At 52.8% G+C, this 17,622-nt stretch carries 14 protein-coding genes; 11 read left to right on the forward strand and 3 right to left on the reverse strand.

Features of this window, described 5'->3' with window-relative positions; genetic code table 11:
• Positions 1-82: 82 nt before the first annotated feature.
• From ACJJIE_RS13725 to ACJJIE_RS13745, 5 genes are all read left to right on the forward strand, one after another.
• Positions 83-1,381: a S1C family serine protease gene (locus tag ACJJIE_RS13725; RefSeq protein WP_282931213.1), complete on the forward strand. Its 1,299-nt coding sequence runs from the start codon at positions 83-85 to the stop codon at positions 1,379-1,381.
• Positions 1,372-2,412, forward strand: a complete 1,041-nt coding sequence (locus ACJJIE_RS13730; RefSeq protein WP_444892052.1) for an FHA domain-containing protein — start codon at positions 1,372-1,374, stop codon at positions 2,410-2,412. Before ACJJIE_RS13725 ends, ACJJIE_RS13730 begins: the two co-directional genes overlap by 10 nt.
• Complete coding sequence (gene hisC, locus ACJJIE_RS13735; protein ID WP_444892053.1) at positions 2,409-3,482, forward strand: histidinol-phosphate transaminase; 1,074 nt, start codon at positions 2,409-2,411, stop codon at positions 3,480-3,482. The genes ACJJIE_RS13730 and hisC overlap by 4 nt, the downstream gene beginning before the upstream one ends.
• Positions 3,483-3,558: 76 nt before the next feature.
• A complete protein-coding gene (gene mepA, locus ACJJIE_RS13740) occupies positions 3,559-4,500 on the forward strand; it encodes a penicillin-insensitive murein endopeptidase (RefSeq protein ID WP_444892054.1) in 942 nt (313 codons plus the stop codon).
• Positions 4,501-4,504: 4 nt separating this feature from the next.
• Positions 4,505-5,515 (forward strand): D-alanine--D-alanine ligase, encoded by a 1,011-nt coding sequence (locus ACJJIE_RS13745; RefSeq protein WP_444892055.1) that lies wholly within the window; start codon positions 4,505-4,507, stop codon positions 5,513-5,515.
• Positions 5,516-5,568: 53 nt separating this feature from the next.
• Here the strand turns inward: ACJJIE_RS13745 and ACJJIE_RS13750 are convergent, their stop codons facing one another.
• Positions 5,569-6,138, reverse strand: a complete 570-nt coding sequence (locus ACJJIE_RS13750; RefSeq protein ID WP_282931208.1) for an HNH endonuclease — start codon at positions 6,136-6,138, stop codon at positions 5,569-5,571.
• 808 nt (positions 6,139-6,946) lie between these two features.
• On the opposite strand from ACJJIE_RS13750, the gene ACJJIE_RS13755 reads away from it, so the two are divergent.
• The 5 genes from ACJJIE_RS13755 to ACJJIE_RS13775 all read left to right on the forward strand — a co-directional run bounded on the left by ACJJIE_RS13755 (position 6,947) and on the right by ACJJIE_RS13775 (position 13,699).
• Positions 6,947-8,422, forward strand: a complete 1,476-nt coding sequence (locus tag ACJJIE_RS13755) for a PQQ-dependent sugar dehydrogenase (RefSeq protein WP_444892056.1) — start codon at positions 6,947-6,949, stop codon at positions 8,420-8,422.
• Positions 8,423-8,472: 50 nt separating this feature from the next.
• Positions 8,473-8,787 (forward strand): exodeoxyribonuclease VII small subunit, encoded by a 315-nt coding sequence (locus ACJJIE_RS13760; RefSeq protein WP_413663362.1) that lies wholly within the window; start codon positions 8,473-8,475, stop codon positions 8,785-8,787.
• 15 nt (positions 8,788-8,802) lie between these two features.
• On the forward strand, positions 8,803-9,696 hold the full coding sequence (locus tag ACJJIE_RS13765) for a polyprenyl synthetase family protein (RefSeq protein ID WP_444894771.1): 894 nt from the start codon (positions 8,803-8,805) through the stop codon (positions 9,694-9,696).
• A gap of 95 nt (positions 9,697-9,791) precedes the next feature.
• A complete protein-coding gene (dxs, locus tag ACJJIE_RS13770) occupies positions 9,792-11,708 on the forward strand; it encodes a 1-deoxy-D-xylulose-5-phosphate synthase (protein ID WP_444892057.1) in 1,917 nt (638 codons plus the stop codon).
• 140 nt (positions 11,709-11,848) lie between these two features.
• Positions 11,849-13,699 carry a DUF885 domain-containing protein gene (locus ACJJIE_RS13775; protein ID WP_444892058.1) on the forward strand — a complete coding sequence of 617 codons (1,851 nt, stop codon included), beginning with the start codon at positions 11,849-11,851 and terminating at the stop codon, positions 13,697-13,699.
• Between the two features lie 91 nt (positions 13,700-13,790).
• On the opposite strand, the gene ACJJIE_RS13780 is transcribed toward ACJJIE_RS13775, so the two are convergent.
• Entirely contained in the window at positions 13,791-15,839 is a 2,049-nt protein-coding gene (locus ACJJIE_RS13780; RefSeq protein WP_444892059.1) for a TonB-dependent receptor, read from the reverse strand.
• 294 nt (positions 15,840-16,133) lie between these two features.
• On the opposite strand from ACJJIE_RS13780, the gene ACJJIE_RS13785 reads away from it, so the two are divergent.
• Positions 16,134-16,451: a DMT family transporter gene (locus ACJJIE_RS13785; RefSeq protein ID WP_444892060.1), complete on the forward strand. Its 318-nt coding sequence runs from the start codon at positions 16,134-16,136 to the stop codon at positions 16,449-16,451.
• A 39-nt stretch (positions 16,452-16,490) separates the two neighbouring features.
• Here ACJJIE_RS13785 and rsgA read toward each other — a convergent pair whose 3' ends face one another.
• Positions 16,491-17,609, reverse strand: coding sequence for a ribosome small subunit-dependent GTPase A (rsgA, locus tag ACJJIE_RS13790; RefSeq protein ID WP_444892061.1), 1,119 nt, complete (start codon positions 17,607-17,609; stop codon positions 16,491-16,493).
• Between the last annotated feature and the right edge of the window lie 13 nt (positions 17,610-17,622).

Below are 17,622 nucleotides of genomic sequence, written 5' to 3' on the forward strand. Positions count from 1 at the left end.
ATAGCGCCGGTGATGGGCGCTTGTTGCACTATCCTATATCCCGTAGTATCACGCTTCCTGTCCACAATTTAATCAATTCAAAATGCCGAAACTTTCCACGTGGCTCTTCGCCTGGATTCTGTGCTGCTTATCCACTGTTGCAATGGCGCAAGGCTATGAAAAGCTCTACAGTGATTATCGCGGCAGCCTCTATCAAATTCGACTTATCGAAAAATCCTCCAATTCAAAAGCCGGCCTGGGGTCAGGCTTTCAAATCTCCCCCGATGGATTGATTGCCACCAATTACCACGTAGTGGCTCAAGCGGTCAGTGAGCCAGATGAGTACTCCCTGGAATATCTTGCAGTTAATGGCACCCGGGGAAAATTAACTCTGCTGGATATCGATGTGGTCAATGACCTGGCGCTGCTGCGCCAGGAGAAACCGGGAGACGAATACCTGGAATTGGCGACGGACACCCCCAAAAAAGGGGAAACCATTGTCTCCCTGGGCAACCCATTGGACCTGGGCATGACCTTGATTCCCGGGACCTATAACGGTATTGCCGGCGGTAGCTTCTACGATCGAATTCACTTTGCCGGATCTATTAATCCGGGAATGAGCGGCGGGCCAGCGATCAATACCCAAGGGCAGGTAGTGGGCATTAATGTGGCGACCGCAGGCAACCAGGTTAGCTTCCTGGTGCCAGTGGATAAGCTGTCGTCGCTTTTAAAACACTATCGCGCCAAGGGCGGAACTCTCAACCTGAAGCAAGTGACTTATCAACAGCTTCTGGATAACCAGCAAAAAATAATCGACTCAATACTGAGGGCCGACTGGCAGCGTCGCGCCCTCGGTGAGGCCCAGGTTGTCGGTGAAATAATTCCAGCCATTAAATGCTGGGGAAATACCCAAGAGAGCGAAACCAATCCGATCAAGCGAATTGATAAAGGCTGCACCGGACAAGATGTTATTTTCCTATCCGACGACTTCAACACCGGGCGGGTAGAGTACGAATTTTTCTGGCTGCAGGCCGAGGATCTTCTGCCCGCGCGCTTTTATGCCGAGTACGAAGGGCAGATGGACTCCTTTTACCCAGGCAATAGCGCTGGAGAAGAAGATGTAACCAATTTCCGCTGCCAGCAAGGATTTACCTCTCAGGAACGCGGCAATGAAACCTCGGTGTCCAAGCCGGATCGCAATCGCGAGCCCCTGATCGCGCGCACCAGCTACTGCGTCAGGCGCTACAAGGACTTCCCAGACCTCTACGATATTTTCTTCCTGAGCCTAAGTGTGGATCAGAAAAATCGCGCACTGGTCAGCCACTTTACCTTGTCCGGCTTTACCCAGGAGTCCGCCGACGCCTTTACCCAGAAGTTTACGAGCGAGATCCAATGGCCCTGATTATTGAAGAACTCAATCGCGCCCACCGGGTGCAGCTGCGCTACCGAATGGACGGGGATAAATTTACCCTGGGCCGCGCTTACGACAACGATGCAATTCTGGAGGACATCCATTCCGATGCCCACCATGCCGAAATCAAGCGGGGAGAGGACGGCCAGTACGTCTTACACGACCTCAATTCGACCAACGGCTGCCAGCTTTTGGGAAACCTGAAAGATAAGTCCGTTAAACCAGATACCATCGCTCAACACAGGATTTCCTCCGGTGACTTGCTGCAGTGTGGGAAGTCACGCTTCCGGGTTTTCCATACGGATGACCCGGTACCTGAAGCTACCCCTCTCCATTCACTGGAAAACCTGTTTTCCAGCTTGTCCCACTCCCTGGGAGCAATACTGCTGCTGTTGTGTTTTGGCTTCGCCAGCGTACTGATGAGCTACCTCGGTTACGCCCGTAACTATCAATGGACTATTGCCGTCAACATTCTTGCCACGGCCATAATTGGCATGGTGATTTACGCCGGAGTCTGGGCGTTTATCGGCAGGGTAGTCAGGCATGAAACACACTTTTTCACCCATCTATCCATCGCCGCCATAGGTGCACTTACTTACACCTTTTGGGAATGGCTGAGGGGGCTAATCAATTTCAATTTTGCCATCGGCACCACTATTCAGGTCCTGGACTTCCTGGTACTCGCCATCATATTACCGGCAATGCTCTGGTCCGCCTGCTACCTGGCCACCAACCTCGCCAGGGGCTGGCGCTGGACAGTGGCACTGACACTGCCACTGGCATTCCTCGGCCTGGGCTTAGCTGAAAGCGTTAACAACATGGACGAATTCAGCGAGGTTCCACCGATATCCACAGAGCTGAAATACGATAATATGCTATTCCGCAACCCTGTTCCCATGCAGGAATTTATTGGAAATTCGGCCGACCTGTTTGATATCCCCATCAAGAAAAAAGAAACTAAAGAAGGCGCTGAAGGCTCCTCCAGCGACAATCAAAGTAGTACCGCAGAGGTAGAATCATGAGCAAGATTTATTGGAGCCCAGGGCTCGACCAGCTGGAACCCTATACACCTGGGGAGCAGCCCAAGAGTGAAACCCTGATAAAGCTCAATACCAATGAGAACCCCTACCCTGCCTCCCCCGAAGCTTTAAGGCTCTTGGAGCAGCACGACTTTGCCGATGCATTGCGCCGCTATCCCGACCCGGAGTCCTGTGAATTACGCCGCGCTATTGCCGATAAGCACAATCTCTCTGCCGAACAAGTATTTGTGGGCAATGGCTCCGATGAAGTGCTGGCGCTGAGCTTTTACAGTTTTTTCCGCCGCAGCGAGCCCCTGCTATTTCCGGATATCACCTACAGTTTTTACCCGGTTTATTGCCAGCTCTTCAATATCAAAAGCCGCACTGTTCCCCTGCACGGTGATTTCTCTATCCAGCTTGAGGACTATGCCGCTCCTGCAGCCGGTGTAATTATTCCCAACCCCAATGCACCCACGGGACGGTACCTGCCTCTAGAGCAAATTGAACAGCTCTTGCGCTCACAGCCTGAAAGAGTGGTGGTTATTGATGAGGCCTATATCGATTTTGGCGGACAGAGTGCAGCAACACTCATCGATCGCTACCCCAACCTGCTGGTGATACACACACTGTCAAAATCCTATGCCCTCGCAGGGCTTCGCCTCGGCTTTGCTATGGGGCAGGAGCACCTGATTGAAGGGTTGCTGAGAGCCAAGAACTCCTTTAACTCCTACCCCATTGATGCCATTGCCCAGCGTGTGGCCACCGCAGCGATCCGCGATACCGCCTGGCACAGCGACAATTGCGGCAAGGTCATCGCCACCCGCGAGCGCTGTGAGCGGGCGCTTACAGACCTGGGATTCGAAGTGATTCCCTCCCAAGCCAATTTCCTTCTAGCCAAACCACCGGAGCCCGGCGCAGAAGCCCTGTACCTGGCACTGCGGGAGCGTAATATTCTCGTACGTTACTTCAACAAGCCCCGGGTCAGTGAGTACTTGCGTATCTCTATTGGCACCAATGAGGAAATGGAGCAGCTGATACGGAACTGCAAAGAGATACTTGCGTCACAGAGCTAGCACTCTGTCTGTCTATACTCGTCGGGCGCCACTTGAGGTGGCCCGACAACTGTGACTTATTGGTATCCAGGGACCTATGCACCCGAAAGCTCAAAATTCAGTATCCACTACCGAGGCCGTTAGCCCCTTTAAAGCGGGATTTTTACGGCAACTAACCCACACCCTGATTCTCGCCTCGGCCCTGGCGAGCGGCGCCGCAAGTGCCAACGACTGGGATAAGGTCGAAGGGCCCAGTGCGCAGACACCATCGAGTATTGGCACCTACACCAATGGCTGCCTGAGTGGCGGGGAGACCCTGCCATTGAGAGGAGAGGGCTATCAGTTGGTGAGGACTGGCCGCGATCGACATTTTGCCCACCCCCAGACCATTAACTTCCTGAAGGAGTTTTCCCAGAGCGTGGCGCAGAAAGATCTGGGCAGAATCCAGATCGGTGACATGTCTATGGCTCGAGGGGGCCCTTTCGGCAGTGGTGGGCACAACAGCCACCAAACCGGCCTGGACGTAGACATCTGGTATTCCCAGGATCGGCGGGCCGCAGAGCGTCCCCTCACCCCGTGGGAGCGTGATAATATCTCTGCTGTTGCCTTGGCTGATGAGCGCAAACACCGCCTGATCCCTGAAAATTGGGACGACCGGGTTCCCAAAATCCTGCGCATGGCCGCAGAGGACCAGCGAGTCGAACGAATATTTGTACACCCGACCATCAAGCGCCACCTGTGCGAAATATCCGGCGAAGATAACGAGTGGCTGCGCAAAGTGCGTCCCTGGTGGGGGCACAATTACCATTTTCATGTGCGCCTGGCGTGCCCAGAGGGAAGCACCAACTGTAAGCCCCAGGCTCCGGTGACCACTGCAGCCTGTGGCAGTGACTTGGATTGGTGGTTTAGCGATGACTTCTATGCAATTCTCAATGGCACTAAACCCCAACCGAAACAGAAAAAGCCGAAACCAAAGACCTTGCCCCAACAGTGCGAACAGGTATTAACCGCACCTTCGGCAGGCACTACGACGGAATAATTTTATGATTAACACCTTGCTTATCTGCGGCGGTGGCGGCAGCGAGCACGACGTATCCCTCAGAACTGCTGATTTTATCGAGGACAAGTTGTCAGCAGCAGAGGACATCGCCCTATTGCGGGTGGAAATGGATAACAGTGGCTGCCTTACCGACAGCCAGGGCCGGGTTTACCATATCTTTTACGATCGCAAAATTCGCGATGAAGAAGGTAACTCCTGGGATGTGGACTATGTAATTCCGGCAATTCACGGCTACCCGGGAGAAACCGGCGATTTGCAGTCGCAACTGGATATGTTCGGCATCCCCTATTTTGGCTCTGCACCTGAGCCCAGCAAAATCTGCTTTAACAAAATTAAAACCAAGATGTGGCTCAGTGCCCTGGGTATTGAAAACACACCTTACGAGTTTTTGCACAGCACTGAAGTCGAGGAATTACAAAAAGCTCACGATGCCCTGGAGAACTGGGGTGAGGTATTTGTAAAAGCCTCCAATCAGGGATCTTCCGTAGGTTGCTTTAAGGTCCGTGACAAAGAAGAGTTAGAAGCCGCGATCGAGGACGCCTTTAAACTCTCCCCTTATGTGCTGATAGAAAAAGCATTGAAAGCCAGAGAGCTGGAAGTTGCGGTTTACCACTACAACGATGATGTGATCGCAACCCGCCCGGGAGAAGTACGCGCCCCAACGGATACTTTTTACACTTATAAGGAAAAGTATGCCGAGGGCAGCCGCGCGGTCACCTTTATCGAAGCTGCTGATCTTCACGAAGAACAGCTTCAATGGATAGCCGAAGTATCCCTGCGTACTTTTAAAGCCCTAAAGCTGAAGGATTTGTCCCGCATAGACTTTTTCCTGACAGAGACCGGCGAACTCTACCTCAATGAGGTCAATACTTTTCCCGGTATGACGCCAAACTCCATGTTCCCCAAAATGATGGAAAACCACGGGCACAATTTCACCGAATACCTGGCCGGCCTGATCCGCTCTGCGGTATCTTCACCTAACGACAAGACATAATTAAAAGGGGCCTGTTGGCCCCTTTTCTTTTTTGCTCATTTTGATCCGATGGGCTAGTGCAACAACCACCCCTGTTGACGCCGCCGTGAAAACTGGCCGCGCAGAAACTCCATCTGATCGCCGCGAATCCGCTCACTGTTAATCAGGGCAAGGTATTCAGCTGCATTGGGGCAGAAGGGCAAGGCCAACAGCTCCATGTCGATATTTTCCAATAGTTGATTGCCCTTATGCTGGTTACAGCGCCTGCAGGCCGCGACCACATTTTCCCAGGAATCAACTCCGCCTTTGGAAACAGGAATAACATGGTCCCGTGTCAAATCCACACTTTTAAAGAAATTACCGCAATAAAGACAAGTATGGGAATCGCGAAAAAACAGTGCTCGATTTGTTAGAGGTGGGCGCCGGCGCGGACGGGCCATACGTGCACCGCCACAGGCGATAATAGCGGCCAGATCGAGGCTGGAACGATCGCCATTGCGATTAAAGCCTCCTCTCACCCGCTGGACAACACCTCCCAGCGACCATGTAACCAGCTCCCGCACGTACAGACAGGATGCCTCTTGCCAACTCAGCCACTCCAGCGGTTGTCCCGCCAGATTTAAACGCAATATTCTCGCGTGCATAACCTCGCCTCCCCACAGTCGAATAGAACAAGACAGCCCCGGAACTGTTTCCGTGTAATCACAAAGGTTTTTATAAAGAAGAAAAAAGAAGTTTTGGCGTGACAGATCGAAGGGACTGGATGACGATGACAGAGGCTGGCGCAATTCGCAGCATTAGAAAAAACTGCCACCTTCGAAAGTAAAAGCTTACTTCCAGACAGAAAAGAAAAGCCTGAAAGTTTTTTTACCAACGAAAATACAGATGCCCACAGGCGTAGTTTTGCCTTGGGTAATTCGGGCACTTCTGCTGGTAGATTACTGAATGCGCCACCCTCCGCCGGCTCATGGGTAATTTGGCCGGCCTATCAACATTAAAGCGGATAACTATTACAAATTCCAGACAGTGACAAGCCGATGGTGGAATTACAGCAAATTACATAGGATAGGTATAAATTCTGGAAAGTGTTGTAGGCAGCAACAGGCAGATTAAAGCAGAATGTAAAACACCGCCCAGGCAATCCGGCCAGGGCGGTGCGTCTCACAGGATGGTGCCCATATCCCTAGGGCGAGCGGCGCAATCCATTTATCCATTGCCGCAGTAGTGCAGTCCCTTTCGCGTCCTTGCAAGTTAATTATGGACATCAAGGGAGAAAAAAGTAGGGGAAATCTGCTGAATTTTATGTAAGAGATATCTCACAAACTGAGTTACCTGTTACAAAAGGGAGGGGAGACAGGAAATTAATCCCGCGTTAACTATAGGGGTAAAAAAGTAAGCGCGGCAACTATAAACATCTTTATTTCAAGTTCAATCGATACCATGAAGAAAACGTTGAAATATACGCTAATATTTTTTATTGCCCTGGGAGCGGTGCTTTCTACCGCCTTGGCCACCTTTAAATCCAGTGTCAGTGTACCCTGGCGCCAACTGGTCGGTGGTGTCAAAACAACAGAAAAAGAAGTGACAGGCAGGCTAACGGCAGCGGATGGATATTCGGTCGAATTATTCGCAAGGGATGTTCCTGGCGCGCGCTGGCTCATAGTGACCCGCAGCGGAGACATCATTGTCTCTCAGCCGAGACACGGCAAAGTTTCACTTTTATTACAAGATAAAGACGGCGATGGTCGCAGTGACGGACAAAAAGTCCTAATTGATAATCTTCAGCGGCCCCACGGATTATTGCTACACGACGGTTGGTTATATATTGCCGAAAGTGACGCAGTTGGACGGGTGCCCTTTGATCATTCCGATGGGCGGCTGGCTGGGCGCTACCAGCGAATTATTGAAAATCTTGAGGACGATGGACACTGGACCAAAACTATTGATATGAGTCCCGATGGGTGGCTTTTTCTCAGCAGTGGTTCCAGCTGCAATGTTTGTATTGAAAAAGATCCTCGCCGCGCAACTGTTATGAGGATGAAGCCAAATGGACATGATTTTGAAATATACGCCACCGGCCTGCGCAATAGTGTGGGGTTCGATTGGTCTCCAAAAGATGGCGGACTTTACGCAACAGATAATGGCCGCGATTGGCTCGGCGACAACCTGCCGCCAGATGAGCTCAACCTGATTCGCAAAGACCAATTCTACGGATGGCCCTACGCCTACGGTGACCGGGTTCCCGATCCGGATCTTGGGGTGGATGCAAGCCCTGAAATCCAGCAAAAGATTGGTGACTCAATTCCCCCCGTATACGAATTTCGCGCTCACAACGCGCCGCTCGGGATAAAATTTTTGCGCAGTGTGGAACAGCCTAAGGATTATCGCCATGCAGCGCTGGTCGCCCTGCACGGCTCGTGGAACCGCAGCGTGAAAGATGGCTATAAAGTTGTCTCCCTGCACTGGAGTGACGACGGGGAAATTCAACAGAGGGATTTCCTGTGGGGATTTCTCAGCGATGACCGCCAAACGGTTTACGGCCGCCCTGTCGCCATCGCCGAGGATAAACTGGGCAACATCTATATTTCCGATGACTACGCCGGTGCAGTTTATCGTGTGAGCCAAGGGGCCCCTCGCCAAGCTGTATTGACAACACAGCAGCCACAACTGCAAAAAACATCCACGGCCAACGCGCTTTCAATAGATGCCGAGGTGGTGCAACTGGGCGCGCAGCTCTATCGGTCTAACGATTGTGCCCACTGCCATCAGGCCCAGTTTCCCCTGCGCAACCTGTCCGCTAAATACACAGCGCAGACCCTGGCTGACTACTTCGATGCCCCAACACCACCAATGCCCAACTACAACTTTACGGCGGTGCAGAAAAAAGCCCTGGCGCACTATCTTTTATCCCGGGAGTCGAGCCTCTAGGAATTGCACGCCTAAACGACACTGAGAAGAGGCTCCCGGATGAGGGTGCCATGGAATTGACCCCCGCAGCGCCAGCCGCTAAGGTTGCCCCGCAATTAAGAGGCGATGCTATGGCGGCAAAGAAAAAAACAGCAACTTTTGAAGAGAGTCTCGAGGCGTTGGAACAGCTGGTTGAGCGACTCGAAGGCGGAGATCTCCCATTGGAGGAGGCTCTCGCTGATTTTGAAAAGGGAGTGAAACTTACCCGGGAGTGCCAACAGAAGCTCGCCAAAGCCGAGCAGAAAGTGAAGCTGTTAATTGAAGAAAGCGGCAATATCCGCGAGCTCCCCTTTGATGCCGACGACAACTCCGGGGACCCAGTTTAAGTGAGTTCCGCAAACCTGCCAGAGGAGCTGAAAGCCTTTCTACAGGCCTCCTCCACACGCGTCGAAAGCCGAATCCAGCAGGCGCTCAACACCCCGATCGACGGCTCAGAAAAGCTGTTCGAAGCAATGCGCTATGCCGCACTGGGCCCCGGCAAACGCCTGCGCCCCGCTCTCGTCTACGCCTGTGCCCAGGTTTTTCGGGGTGTCGATTTTGACCTGGCCTATTGCGATAGCACAGCGGCGGCCCTGGAGTGCATTCACGCCTACTCCCTGGTCCACGACGACCTGCCGGCAATGGATGACGACGACCTTCGTCGAGGTCGCCCCACCTGTCATATCGCCTATGACGAAGCCACAGCCATTCTCGCCGGCGACGCACTGCAAACCCAGGCTTTCGAGTTGCTTCTCGCAGAACCGCTCGCGCCTCAATTGCAGTTACAACTTATGCGTGAGCTCGCCACTGCGGCGGGGGCCCGAGGTATGGTCGCCGGCCAGGCTATCGACCTGGACTCCGTTGACCAAACCCTCACCCTGGATCAGCTGGAGCCCATGCACCGCCTCAAGACCGGGGCTCTGATTTGTGCCAGCGCTCGTATGGGCGCACTGCTGGGCGGTACCGGCGAGAGGGAGCTGGAGATTATTACCCGCTACGCCCAAGCTATTGGCCTGGCATTCCAGGTTCAGGACGATATTCTGGATATCACTGCTGAAACCGCAGTTCTGGGCAAAACCCAGGGCGCCGATGCCCTGCGCAACAAACCCACTTATGTCTCTCTGCTCGGCGTCGACGGCGCCCGGGACAAGCTGGCAAAACTGCACGCCCAGGCCTCCCAGGCACTGCAAAGTCTCGATGGCGATACCCTGCTACTGCAGCAGCTCGCAGACTATATCGTGCAGCGCGGACACTAAGTCACAGCCTTGCCTGTGGGGTTTGGGATGCAATATGCCCGCCACGGGCATACAATCCCCCTCAATATCACCATCTGTTGCAACTGATACATTTGATGCTCGAAGAAATTCCACGCACACGCCCGCAGACACCGCTACTCGACTCGATCGACGACCCGGCGCAGCTGCGCGCCCTCGATGAACGCCAATTGCCGGAGCTCGCCAGCCAATTGCGTGAGTACCTGCTGTATTGTGTCGGCCAGACCGGCGGGCACTTTGGTGCCGGTCTCGGTGTGGTGGAACTGACCATCGCCCTGCATTACATATTCAATACCCCGGAGGACCGGCTGGTTTGGGATGTGGGCCACCAGACCTACCCCCATAAAATCCTCACCGGTCGCCGCGAACAGATGCTGTCCATGCGTCAGCAAGGGGGCCTGTCCGGCTTCCCCAAGCGCAGTGAGAGCCCCTACGATACCTTTGGTGTCGGTCACTCCAGCACTTCGATCAGCGCCGCCCTGGGTATGGCCCTGGGCTCCCCTGACGATCGCAAGGTAGTGGCGGTGATTGGCGATGGCGCCATGACGGCGGGAATGGCTTTCGAAGCCCTGAACCACGCCTCGCATACCGGCAAGGACATGTTGGTTGTTCTCAATGACAACAGTATGTCTATCTCAAAAAATGTCGGCGGCCTGGCTACCTATTTCGCCAAAATCCTGGCCAGTAAAACCTACCTGAATATGCGCGAGGGCAGCCGTAAGATACTGTCTGCCATCCCCAAAGCCTGGCAATTGGCGCGACGTACCGAAGAGCACGTCAAAGGCATGATCACGCCGGGCACCCTGTTCGAAGAACTGGGCTTTAACTACGTGGGTCCCCTGGATGGCCACAACATGCACGACCTGGTCCACACCCTGCGCAACTTGCGCAGCCAGCCGGGCCCACAACTCCTGCATATTGCCACCACCAAGGGCAAAGGCTTCGGCCCTGCTGAAGAAGACCCGGTGGGCTACCACGCACTGAACAAACTGGAGCCGGAAGCCAAGGTGCAGGTAGCCGTACCCGGCAAGAAGAAGCTGCCCAAGTACCAGGATATTTTTGGCCAGTGGCTGTGCGATGCCGCAGAACAGGACGAGCGCCTGGTCGCTATTACCCCGGCCATGTGCGAGGGCTCCGGTATGGTGGAGTTCTCCAAGCGCTTCCCGGACCGCTTCCACGACGTAGCCATTGCCGAACAGCACGCCGTCACTCTCGCTGCGGGCCTCGCCTGTGAAGACCAGAAGCCGGTAGTTGCTATTTATTCGACATTTTTACAGCGCGGCTACGACCAAATGGTGCACGATGTGGCAATCCAAAACCTGGATGTCACTTTCGCCATCGACCGCGCCGGCCTGGTTGGGGAAGACGGCCCCACGCACGCGGGTAGTTTTGACCTCACATTTATGCGCTGCCTGCCCTACCTGGCTATCGCCGCGCCCAGTGACGAAAACGAGTGCCGCCAGCTGCTCTATACCGCCTACAAACACAACGGCCCCACTGCTGTGCGCTATCCGCGCGGAACCGGTATGGGTACCGCCATCAACAAGGAAATGACAGAGCTGCCGATCGGCAAGGGGCGCCTGTTGCGCCAGGGCAGTGGTGTAGCCATCCTCAGCTTCGGAACCTTACTCGGCCCCGCTATGGCCGCTGCAGAGCAGCTGGGGGCCTCCGTCGCCGATATGCGTTGGGTAAAACCCCTGGACGAAGCACTGATCGATGAACTTGCCGAGAGTCACCAACTCTTAGTTACCATCGAAGAGAACACCATTGCTGGTGGTGCTGGCAGTGCCGTACTCGAATACCTTAATAGCACTGCGCGGTCGGTACCGGTGCTGCAACTGGGGCTTCCAGATCAAATTATTGAGCACGGCAAGCACAAAGACCTGCTGGCGGCCATCGGCCTCAATGCCTCCGGTATTGAGGAACAGATTCGCAGGCGTTTGCAACTGATCAATCACCAGGAGTTTGGCAGTCGCACAGCGGCAGCCAACTGACCCAGCCCGCCTTTGGCAGTCAGCTAATGCGGCTGGCTGCTCTTCAAATGCCCGGCAATAAATTGCCGGCAGTGGTAACAAACCACCCATTGACTAAATCCGGCCACTATTGGGGCCACACGTTTTCACTTGAGGGGATTATGTCGTTTATCAGAAAAGCCCTATTTACATCCCTGGGACTTGTTGTGAGCCTCAATGCCTCAGCGATGGACCAGGACACCTTCCGAAAAGCTTACAAGTCCCTTCCGGAGAACAGTGCCTCAGAGCGACTCACCGCCCTGCAGGATTTGCGCTATCGCTGGATTATGGAGAGTTACCCCAGCCAGGCAACCTACGAGGGCTATCCTGGGCAAAATCATCGCTGGGTAGATGACTCCCTCAAGGCAGTGGAACTCAGGCAGAAGCAGACACGAATCCTTTTGGGGGCTGCACGTAATATCGATCAAAGTGATCTGCCTGCCGAGCAGCAATTGGATTACCAACTGCTCTACCAAGACTTGTTGGGAGAAGTGAAAGGTTTCCAGTTTCCAGAGCACTTGCAACCAATTACCCATATGAGCGGTATCCAGCGCAATGTGCCAGCTGTTATCAACAGCATGCCCAAGAGCACTGCAACTGATTACGAGACAATAATCAGCCGCTTGGAAAGGTTGCCAATCCTGATTGAACAAACCCAGGGATTGATGCGCCGGGGTCTGCGCAAAGGAGTCACACCACCACAAATTACCCTGCGCGACCTGCCGCGTCAGATACGCGCACTGGTACCTGCCGCGCCGGAGCACAGCCCGCTGCTGACAGCTTTTAGCCAAATGCCCGAGTCCATTCCTGCGGCCAAACGGAAAAGCCTGCAGCAACGTGCCTATGCCATTTACAGCAAACAACTGGTACCGGCCTGGCAGGGTATGGCTGAATTTGTTGAGCGAAAATATATTCCCGAGGCCCAGGTGGATACAGCTTTAACCAGCCGCCCTGACGGTCTGCGCTGGTACGCCCATAAAGTGGAAGAGAGTACCACCACCGATCTTAGCCCCGAAGAGATCCACCGCATTGGGCTTGCGGAAGTGAAGCGAATTCGAGGGGAGATGGATAAAATCATCCAGAAGACGGGCTTCCAGGGGGACTTTAAGGCCTTTACCGACTTCCTGCGTAGCGACCCGCGCTTTTACCACACCAGCCGGGAAGGGTTATTGCGGGACTACCGCGATATCGCCAAGCGTATTGATGCAGAGCTGCCCGCCCTATTTGGCACCTTGCCACGCCTGCCCTATGGTGTGAAACCAATTCCCGGTTACTCAGAACAGGCCCAAACTACTGCCTACTACCAACCGGGCTCCAATGAGGCCGGCCGTGCAGGTATTTTCTTTGCCAATACCTACAACCTGCCCAGCCGCCCGAAATGGGAAATGGAGGCGCTCACAGTGCACGAGGCGATGCCGGGTCACCACCTGCAAATCGCCCTGGCACAAGAGCAAACTGATATTCACCCGCTGCGCCGTATGGCTCTCTATACCGCATTTGTAGAGGGTTGGGGCCTTTACTCCGAAAGCCTCGGTTACGACCTGGGCCTGTATAAAAACCCCTACAGCGAGTTCGGTGCACTCACTTACGATATGTGGCGTGCTGTGCGCTTAGTAGTGGATACCGGTATGCACCAGCTGGGTTGGAGCCGCGAGGAAGCGATCGAGTACTTTATGGAAAACAGCGCCAAGCCACTCCACGATGTGACCGTCGAGATCGACCGCTATCTGGTTTGGCCGGGCCAGGCCCTGGCCTACAAACTGGGGCAACTCAAAATTAAAGAGCTGCGTGCGGAAGCGGAGGAAACCCTGGACAGCAATTTTGATATTCGCAGTTTCCATGATGCTCTGTTGGGATCTGGAGCACTACCGCTGAATATTCTTGAAGAGCGTATGGACAACTGGCTGGAAAGCCAGGCCTCAGCGTCTGCCCATATCGATGCACAACAGATCGAGAAGCCCGCTACCAGTTAATCCAGACCTGTCGGCTTCTACTTCTTCTTTGCAATAGATTTCAAACCTATTGCAAAGAGGAAGTTTCGATAAAACAACCCTAATTTCCCCATTACCACTCAACATCAATTCCAAAATAAATTGAGCGAGGCTCTCCGGGGAAATACCGGCTGCCACTAAAGCTGCTGTAATCCGCGCGCTCAGCATAAGCTCTGTCAGTAATATTCAATAATCGTGTCGAAAATCCATATTGATCCCACTGCCAGGCCAATTGAAAGTTGAGCAAATCATGCCCCGGATAGCGGTTAGCATTTTGAGGGTCGGTAAAATAACTGCCCTGATGTAACCACTCCAGTTCCGCCGATATAAGAGAGCCGGGCGACCACTGCAGGCGATAGCTACCAAAAGTTCTTGGTGCGGAATCTACAAAATTCCCATCCAGTTCTACGCCCTCTAACTCCCGTTGATCGTCATAGCGATGTTCAGCATAGCTGGTACTACCCTCAAAGCGCAGACTTTCAGAAAACTCATAATTAACCGCTAATTCCAATCCCCAGTGCCGGGTCTTCCCATTGGACTGGTTAAAGTAATCAGCATCGCGAAAAATTACATTTTCCTTTTCCATTGCATAGGCCACCCACTCAAATGAAAGGGGATCACCCAGCTTCCTCAGTCCTATTTCAAAGCTATTGAGCTCTTCAGCGTCCAATTCTGCAACCGTTTGCTCCCTCTGTAAGCGATATAATTCTGTCGCCTGGGGTACCCGATATCCCTGAGCGATTTGGGTAAATAATTGAAATTCACTATCTAACTGTAATAGAGCGCCCAGCTTGGGGGAGATATTGCTAAATCTATCTTTTCGGTCACTCGGTCGACTAAACCGGCAGCCGCCGAAGTCACAAGCCATTCCATTTTCATCGGTACGCCCGGAGAGCATGTTATTGTCGTAATTGTAACCTGCAGACTCAAACCTCACTCCGCCAGTAATTTCTAATTTATCACTAACTTGCCAGTTTACCGATGCGTAAGGAGCGAGATTCCAAGCTGTCACTTCGTAATCATAGTGCTGCCCCACAGGAATCGTCGCCTGAAGAAATTCAGATCCGTCGGTAGTACTCTCTTGCATCTCCAAGAGATATCCCTCGCTTAATTCAGTATCAATACCCGAAACCAGATTCAGTTTTTTATCCAACTCCAGATAATAACCAGTTCTAATTCCAATACTTTCCTGACCATTTTCCTCCAAAGGCTGTCCCGGTAAATAATGTTGCAGAAAACGCATTTTGGTTTTTCGAAAATACGGCGACAACTGTATTTGGCTATCACGATTAATAGGTAAATCGATCAGGGAATACATCCTGATAGCATAGGCATCCCGAAATGCCTCTGGGTTGGGGTTTGTACGGCTCAATCGAGGATCTCGATAAGCGCCCTCTCCCTCAACGTAACCCGCAGTTTCCTGGTTCAGGTTTGTAGCTACCAAACGGGTTCGAACCCTGTTATCTCCGATGTGGCTAACATACTGAACACTGGCTTTTTGCTGGTCCACACCGGAGTGATCTCTATAGCCACCATCGGTCGTCAGATACAAATCCGTACTTATTCCATCACCTTCAGTATTAAAACGATGATTCGCCGACACTCCCACTCGGTAATAATCGTGAGGCCCCGCCTCAACATTGAGTAATCCACCCTCATCCTCAACAGGGTCACGGCTAATAACATTGATCAATCCATGCAGGGCATTTGATCCATATAGCGTACCAGCAGGCCCTCTTATGACTTCGATATGACGTGCTGCCTCACTAAAAGATTCAAATAACTCATTGATATTGCAAAAGCCATTTGCTCGCAGTGGAATGCCATCCTCTGCTGTCAGAACTCCCCCACAAGCTCCCGCACCTGTCAGTACTGGGGAGCGCAAGGCGGGCAGATATTCCTGCCCATTTCCTCGAGCCAGGTTTGCTCCGGGCACACTCGCCAAGCTTTGTTGGATATGGGTGTTACCCGCTTTCTTGAGCACATCATTATCGACAACAGAAATGCTCTCTACCCGCTCCGCAATGCCCTGAGCATACCTGCCCGCTGTAACAACCAGGGTCTCTATCTTTGTCTCATTACTATACGAAAAGTCAGAGAGGAAACATAACCAGACAGACACAAAAAATAATGAGGCTCCTTTTATTCCATGGATCATTTTCAACTTGGCCAAACTCCCTATAACTGATTTTATTTTTATCGTCGGATACTTCCTTTCAAACCTGATTATATCGGAAGTTGCAGCTGCTAAAGAAAAGTATGATCTGCTGCTTGGCCTGCCCCAAGCCTCATAAAAAGCGTTTCCTCCATTCTCAGCTATATCTTTTCTATTGACCCTCCAATATGTTTATTAACAAGCAAGCGTCACAAGCGGCGCTGAAGTTGAAATCCCCAAAGCTATTTTTAAAGGAATATCATGGCCTGGTTCTACTTAATACTCGCCGGACTATGCGAAATTGGTTGGGTGCTGGGACTGAAAATTTCACAGGGAAGTAACACCCGCCTTCTGGGTGTGGTTATGGCTGTGGTATTTATTGGGGTCAGTGGAATTCTTCTGTGGCTGGCGCAGCGGGAGATACCTATTGGTACTTCCTATGCGGTCTGGACTGGAATTGGTGCCGCCGGAGCCTTTGCGGTAGGGGTGCTGTTCTTTGGAGACTCCACCAGCCTTGGACGCTACCTGGGAGTTTTGCTCATTATCTTAGGCGTTATCACTTTAAAACTCTCTCATTAATAGAGAAGCACCCGGGAAAATTCCCGGGCGCCAGTTCTATTAATCCTCTGAATATTTGTGTTTACGCGCCTGGTTTTGTACAAATCGATACATCTGGGATAGCGCTCTCTCCCCTGCCCGCTTCTGTGCCAGAGTTTGACCGTTACGGCTTAGTTCCTGTTGCAGTTTTTGCCAATTTCGCAAGCGCCGATCATCCAGCGAACCGCCCGTTATTGCCTCTTGTACCGCACAGCCTGGCTCTGACTGGTGCTGGCAGTCAGAGAAGCGACACTCCCTAGCCAAGGCCTCGATATCGGAAAAAGTCTCCGCCACGCCATCTTCAACATGCACCAACCCCAGCTCCCGCATTCCAGGGCTATCGAGTAACAGCGCCCCCCAACTCAGGGTGTGAAGAGAGCGTTTCCGTGTAGTGTGGCGCCCTTTGCTGTCGGCTTCACGAATGGTCCCAGTCTCAGCCAGGGATTCGCCAGACAGCGCATTTAGCAAAGTGGATTTACCCACTCCAGAAGAACCTAACAGCGCGATAGTTTCCCCAGGTAAGCACCACTGGCGCAGCTGTGCCACGCTTTCTCGATCCAGGCTATTTACCATTGCAGCGGGTAATTCGCCGAATGGACGCAATGCCTGAAGAAAAGGGGCTGTATCTTCACACAGATCGGTCTTAGTCAGTATCAGGTGTGGGCTGCAACCGGACTCCCGAGCCAGAGCCAAATATCGCTCAATACGTGAGAGGTTAAAGTCATCATTCAGGGAGGAAACAATAAAAACACTATCGACATTGGCGGCGATCATCTGCACCTGATGCCCCCCAGGTGCCATGCGCTCAAACTGGCTGCTGCGGCTCAACAAACGCACGAAATATCCACTGCTCTTCTCTAACAACAGCCAATCCCCCACCGCAGGCAAATTAGCCACAAGACTCCCGGTTAGCGGAAGGGACACAGCCCCCTGCTCGCCGGCCAATTCCAGGCGACTGCGGTGTACAGCCATAATCCGCAGCGGCAAACACTGCTCGAGTTCTTCGAGCGTCAGCTGCTGTTGGAAAAAAGACTTCCAACCGAGTTTTTGTAGCGGAGAAGCTTCCCGCTCAATTTTGATAGATAGGGATTTAGTGCCGAATCTATTAACAGACCGGCGGGTAAAGTGAGATTTACTCAAGATTGAAACCCTC

The sequence above is a fragment of the Microbulbifer maximicatervae (SeqCode) genome (assembly GCF_052467325.1).

Bases quoted from the DNA above. Each gene is read 5' to 3' on its own strand.
- ACJJIE_RS13725 (WP_282931213.1), top strand. From the start codon at position 83: ATGCCGAAACTTTCCACGTGGCTCTTCGCCTGGATTCTGTGCTGCTTA.
- ACJJIE_RS13730 (WP_444892052.1), top strand. From the start codon at position 1,372: ATGGCCCTGATTATTGAAGAACTCAATCGCGCCCACCGGGTGCAGCTG.
- hisC (WP_444892053.1), top strand. From the start codon at position 2,409: ATGAGCAAGATTTATTGGAGCCCAGGGCTCGACCAGCTGGAACCCTAT.
- mepA (WP_444892054.1), top strand. From the start codon at position 3,559: ATGCACCCGAAAGCTCAAAATTCAGTATCCACTACCGAGGCCGTTAGC.
- ACJJIE_RS13745 (WP_444892055.1), top strand. From the start codon at position 4,505: ATGATTAACACCTTGCTTATCTGCGGCGGTGGCGGCAGCGAGCACGAC.
- ACJJIE_RS13750 (WP_282931208.1), bottom strand. From the start codon at position 6,138: ATGCACGCGAGAATATTGCGTTTAAATCTGGCGGGACAACCGCTGGAG.
- ACJJIE_RS13760 (WP_413663362.1), top strand. From the start codon at position 8,473: ATGGAATTGACCCCCGCAGCGCCAGCCGCTAAGGTTGCCCCGCAATTA.
- dxs (WP_444892057.1), top strand. From the start codon at position 9,792: ATGCTCGAAGAAATTCCACGCACACGCCCGCAGACACCGCTACTCGAC.
- ACJJIE_RS13775 (WP_444892058.1), top strand. From the start codon at position 11,849: ATGTCGTTTATCAGAAAAGCCCTATTTACATCCCTGGGACTTGTTGTG.
- ACJJIE_RS13785 (WP_444892060.1), top strand. From the start codon at position 16,134: ATGGCCTGGTTCTACTTAATACTCGCCGGACTATGCGAAATTGGTTGG.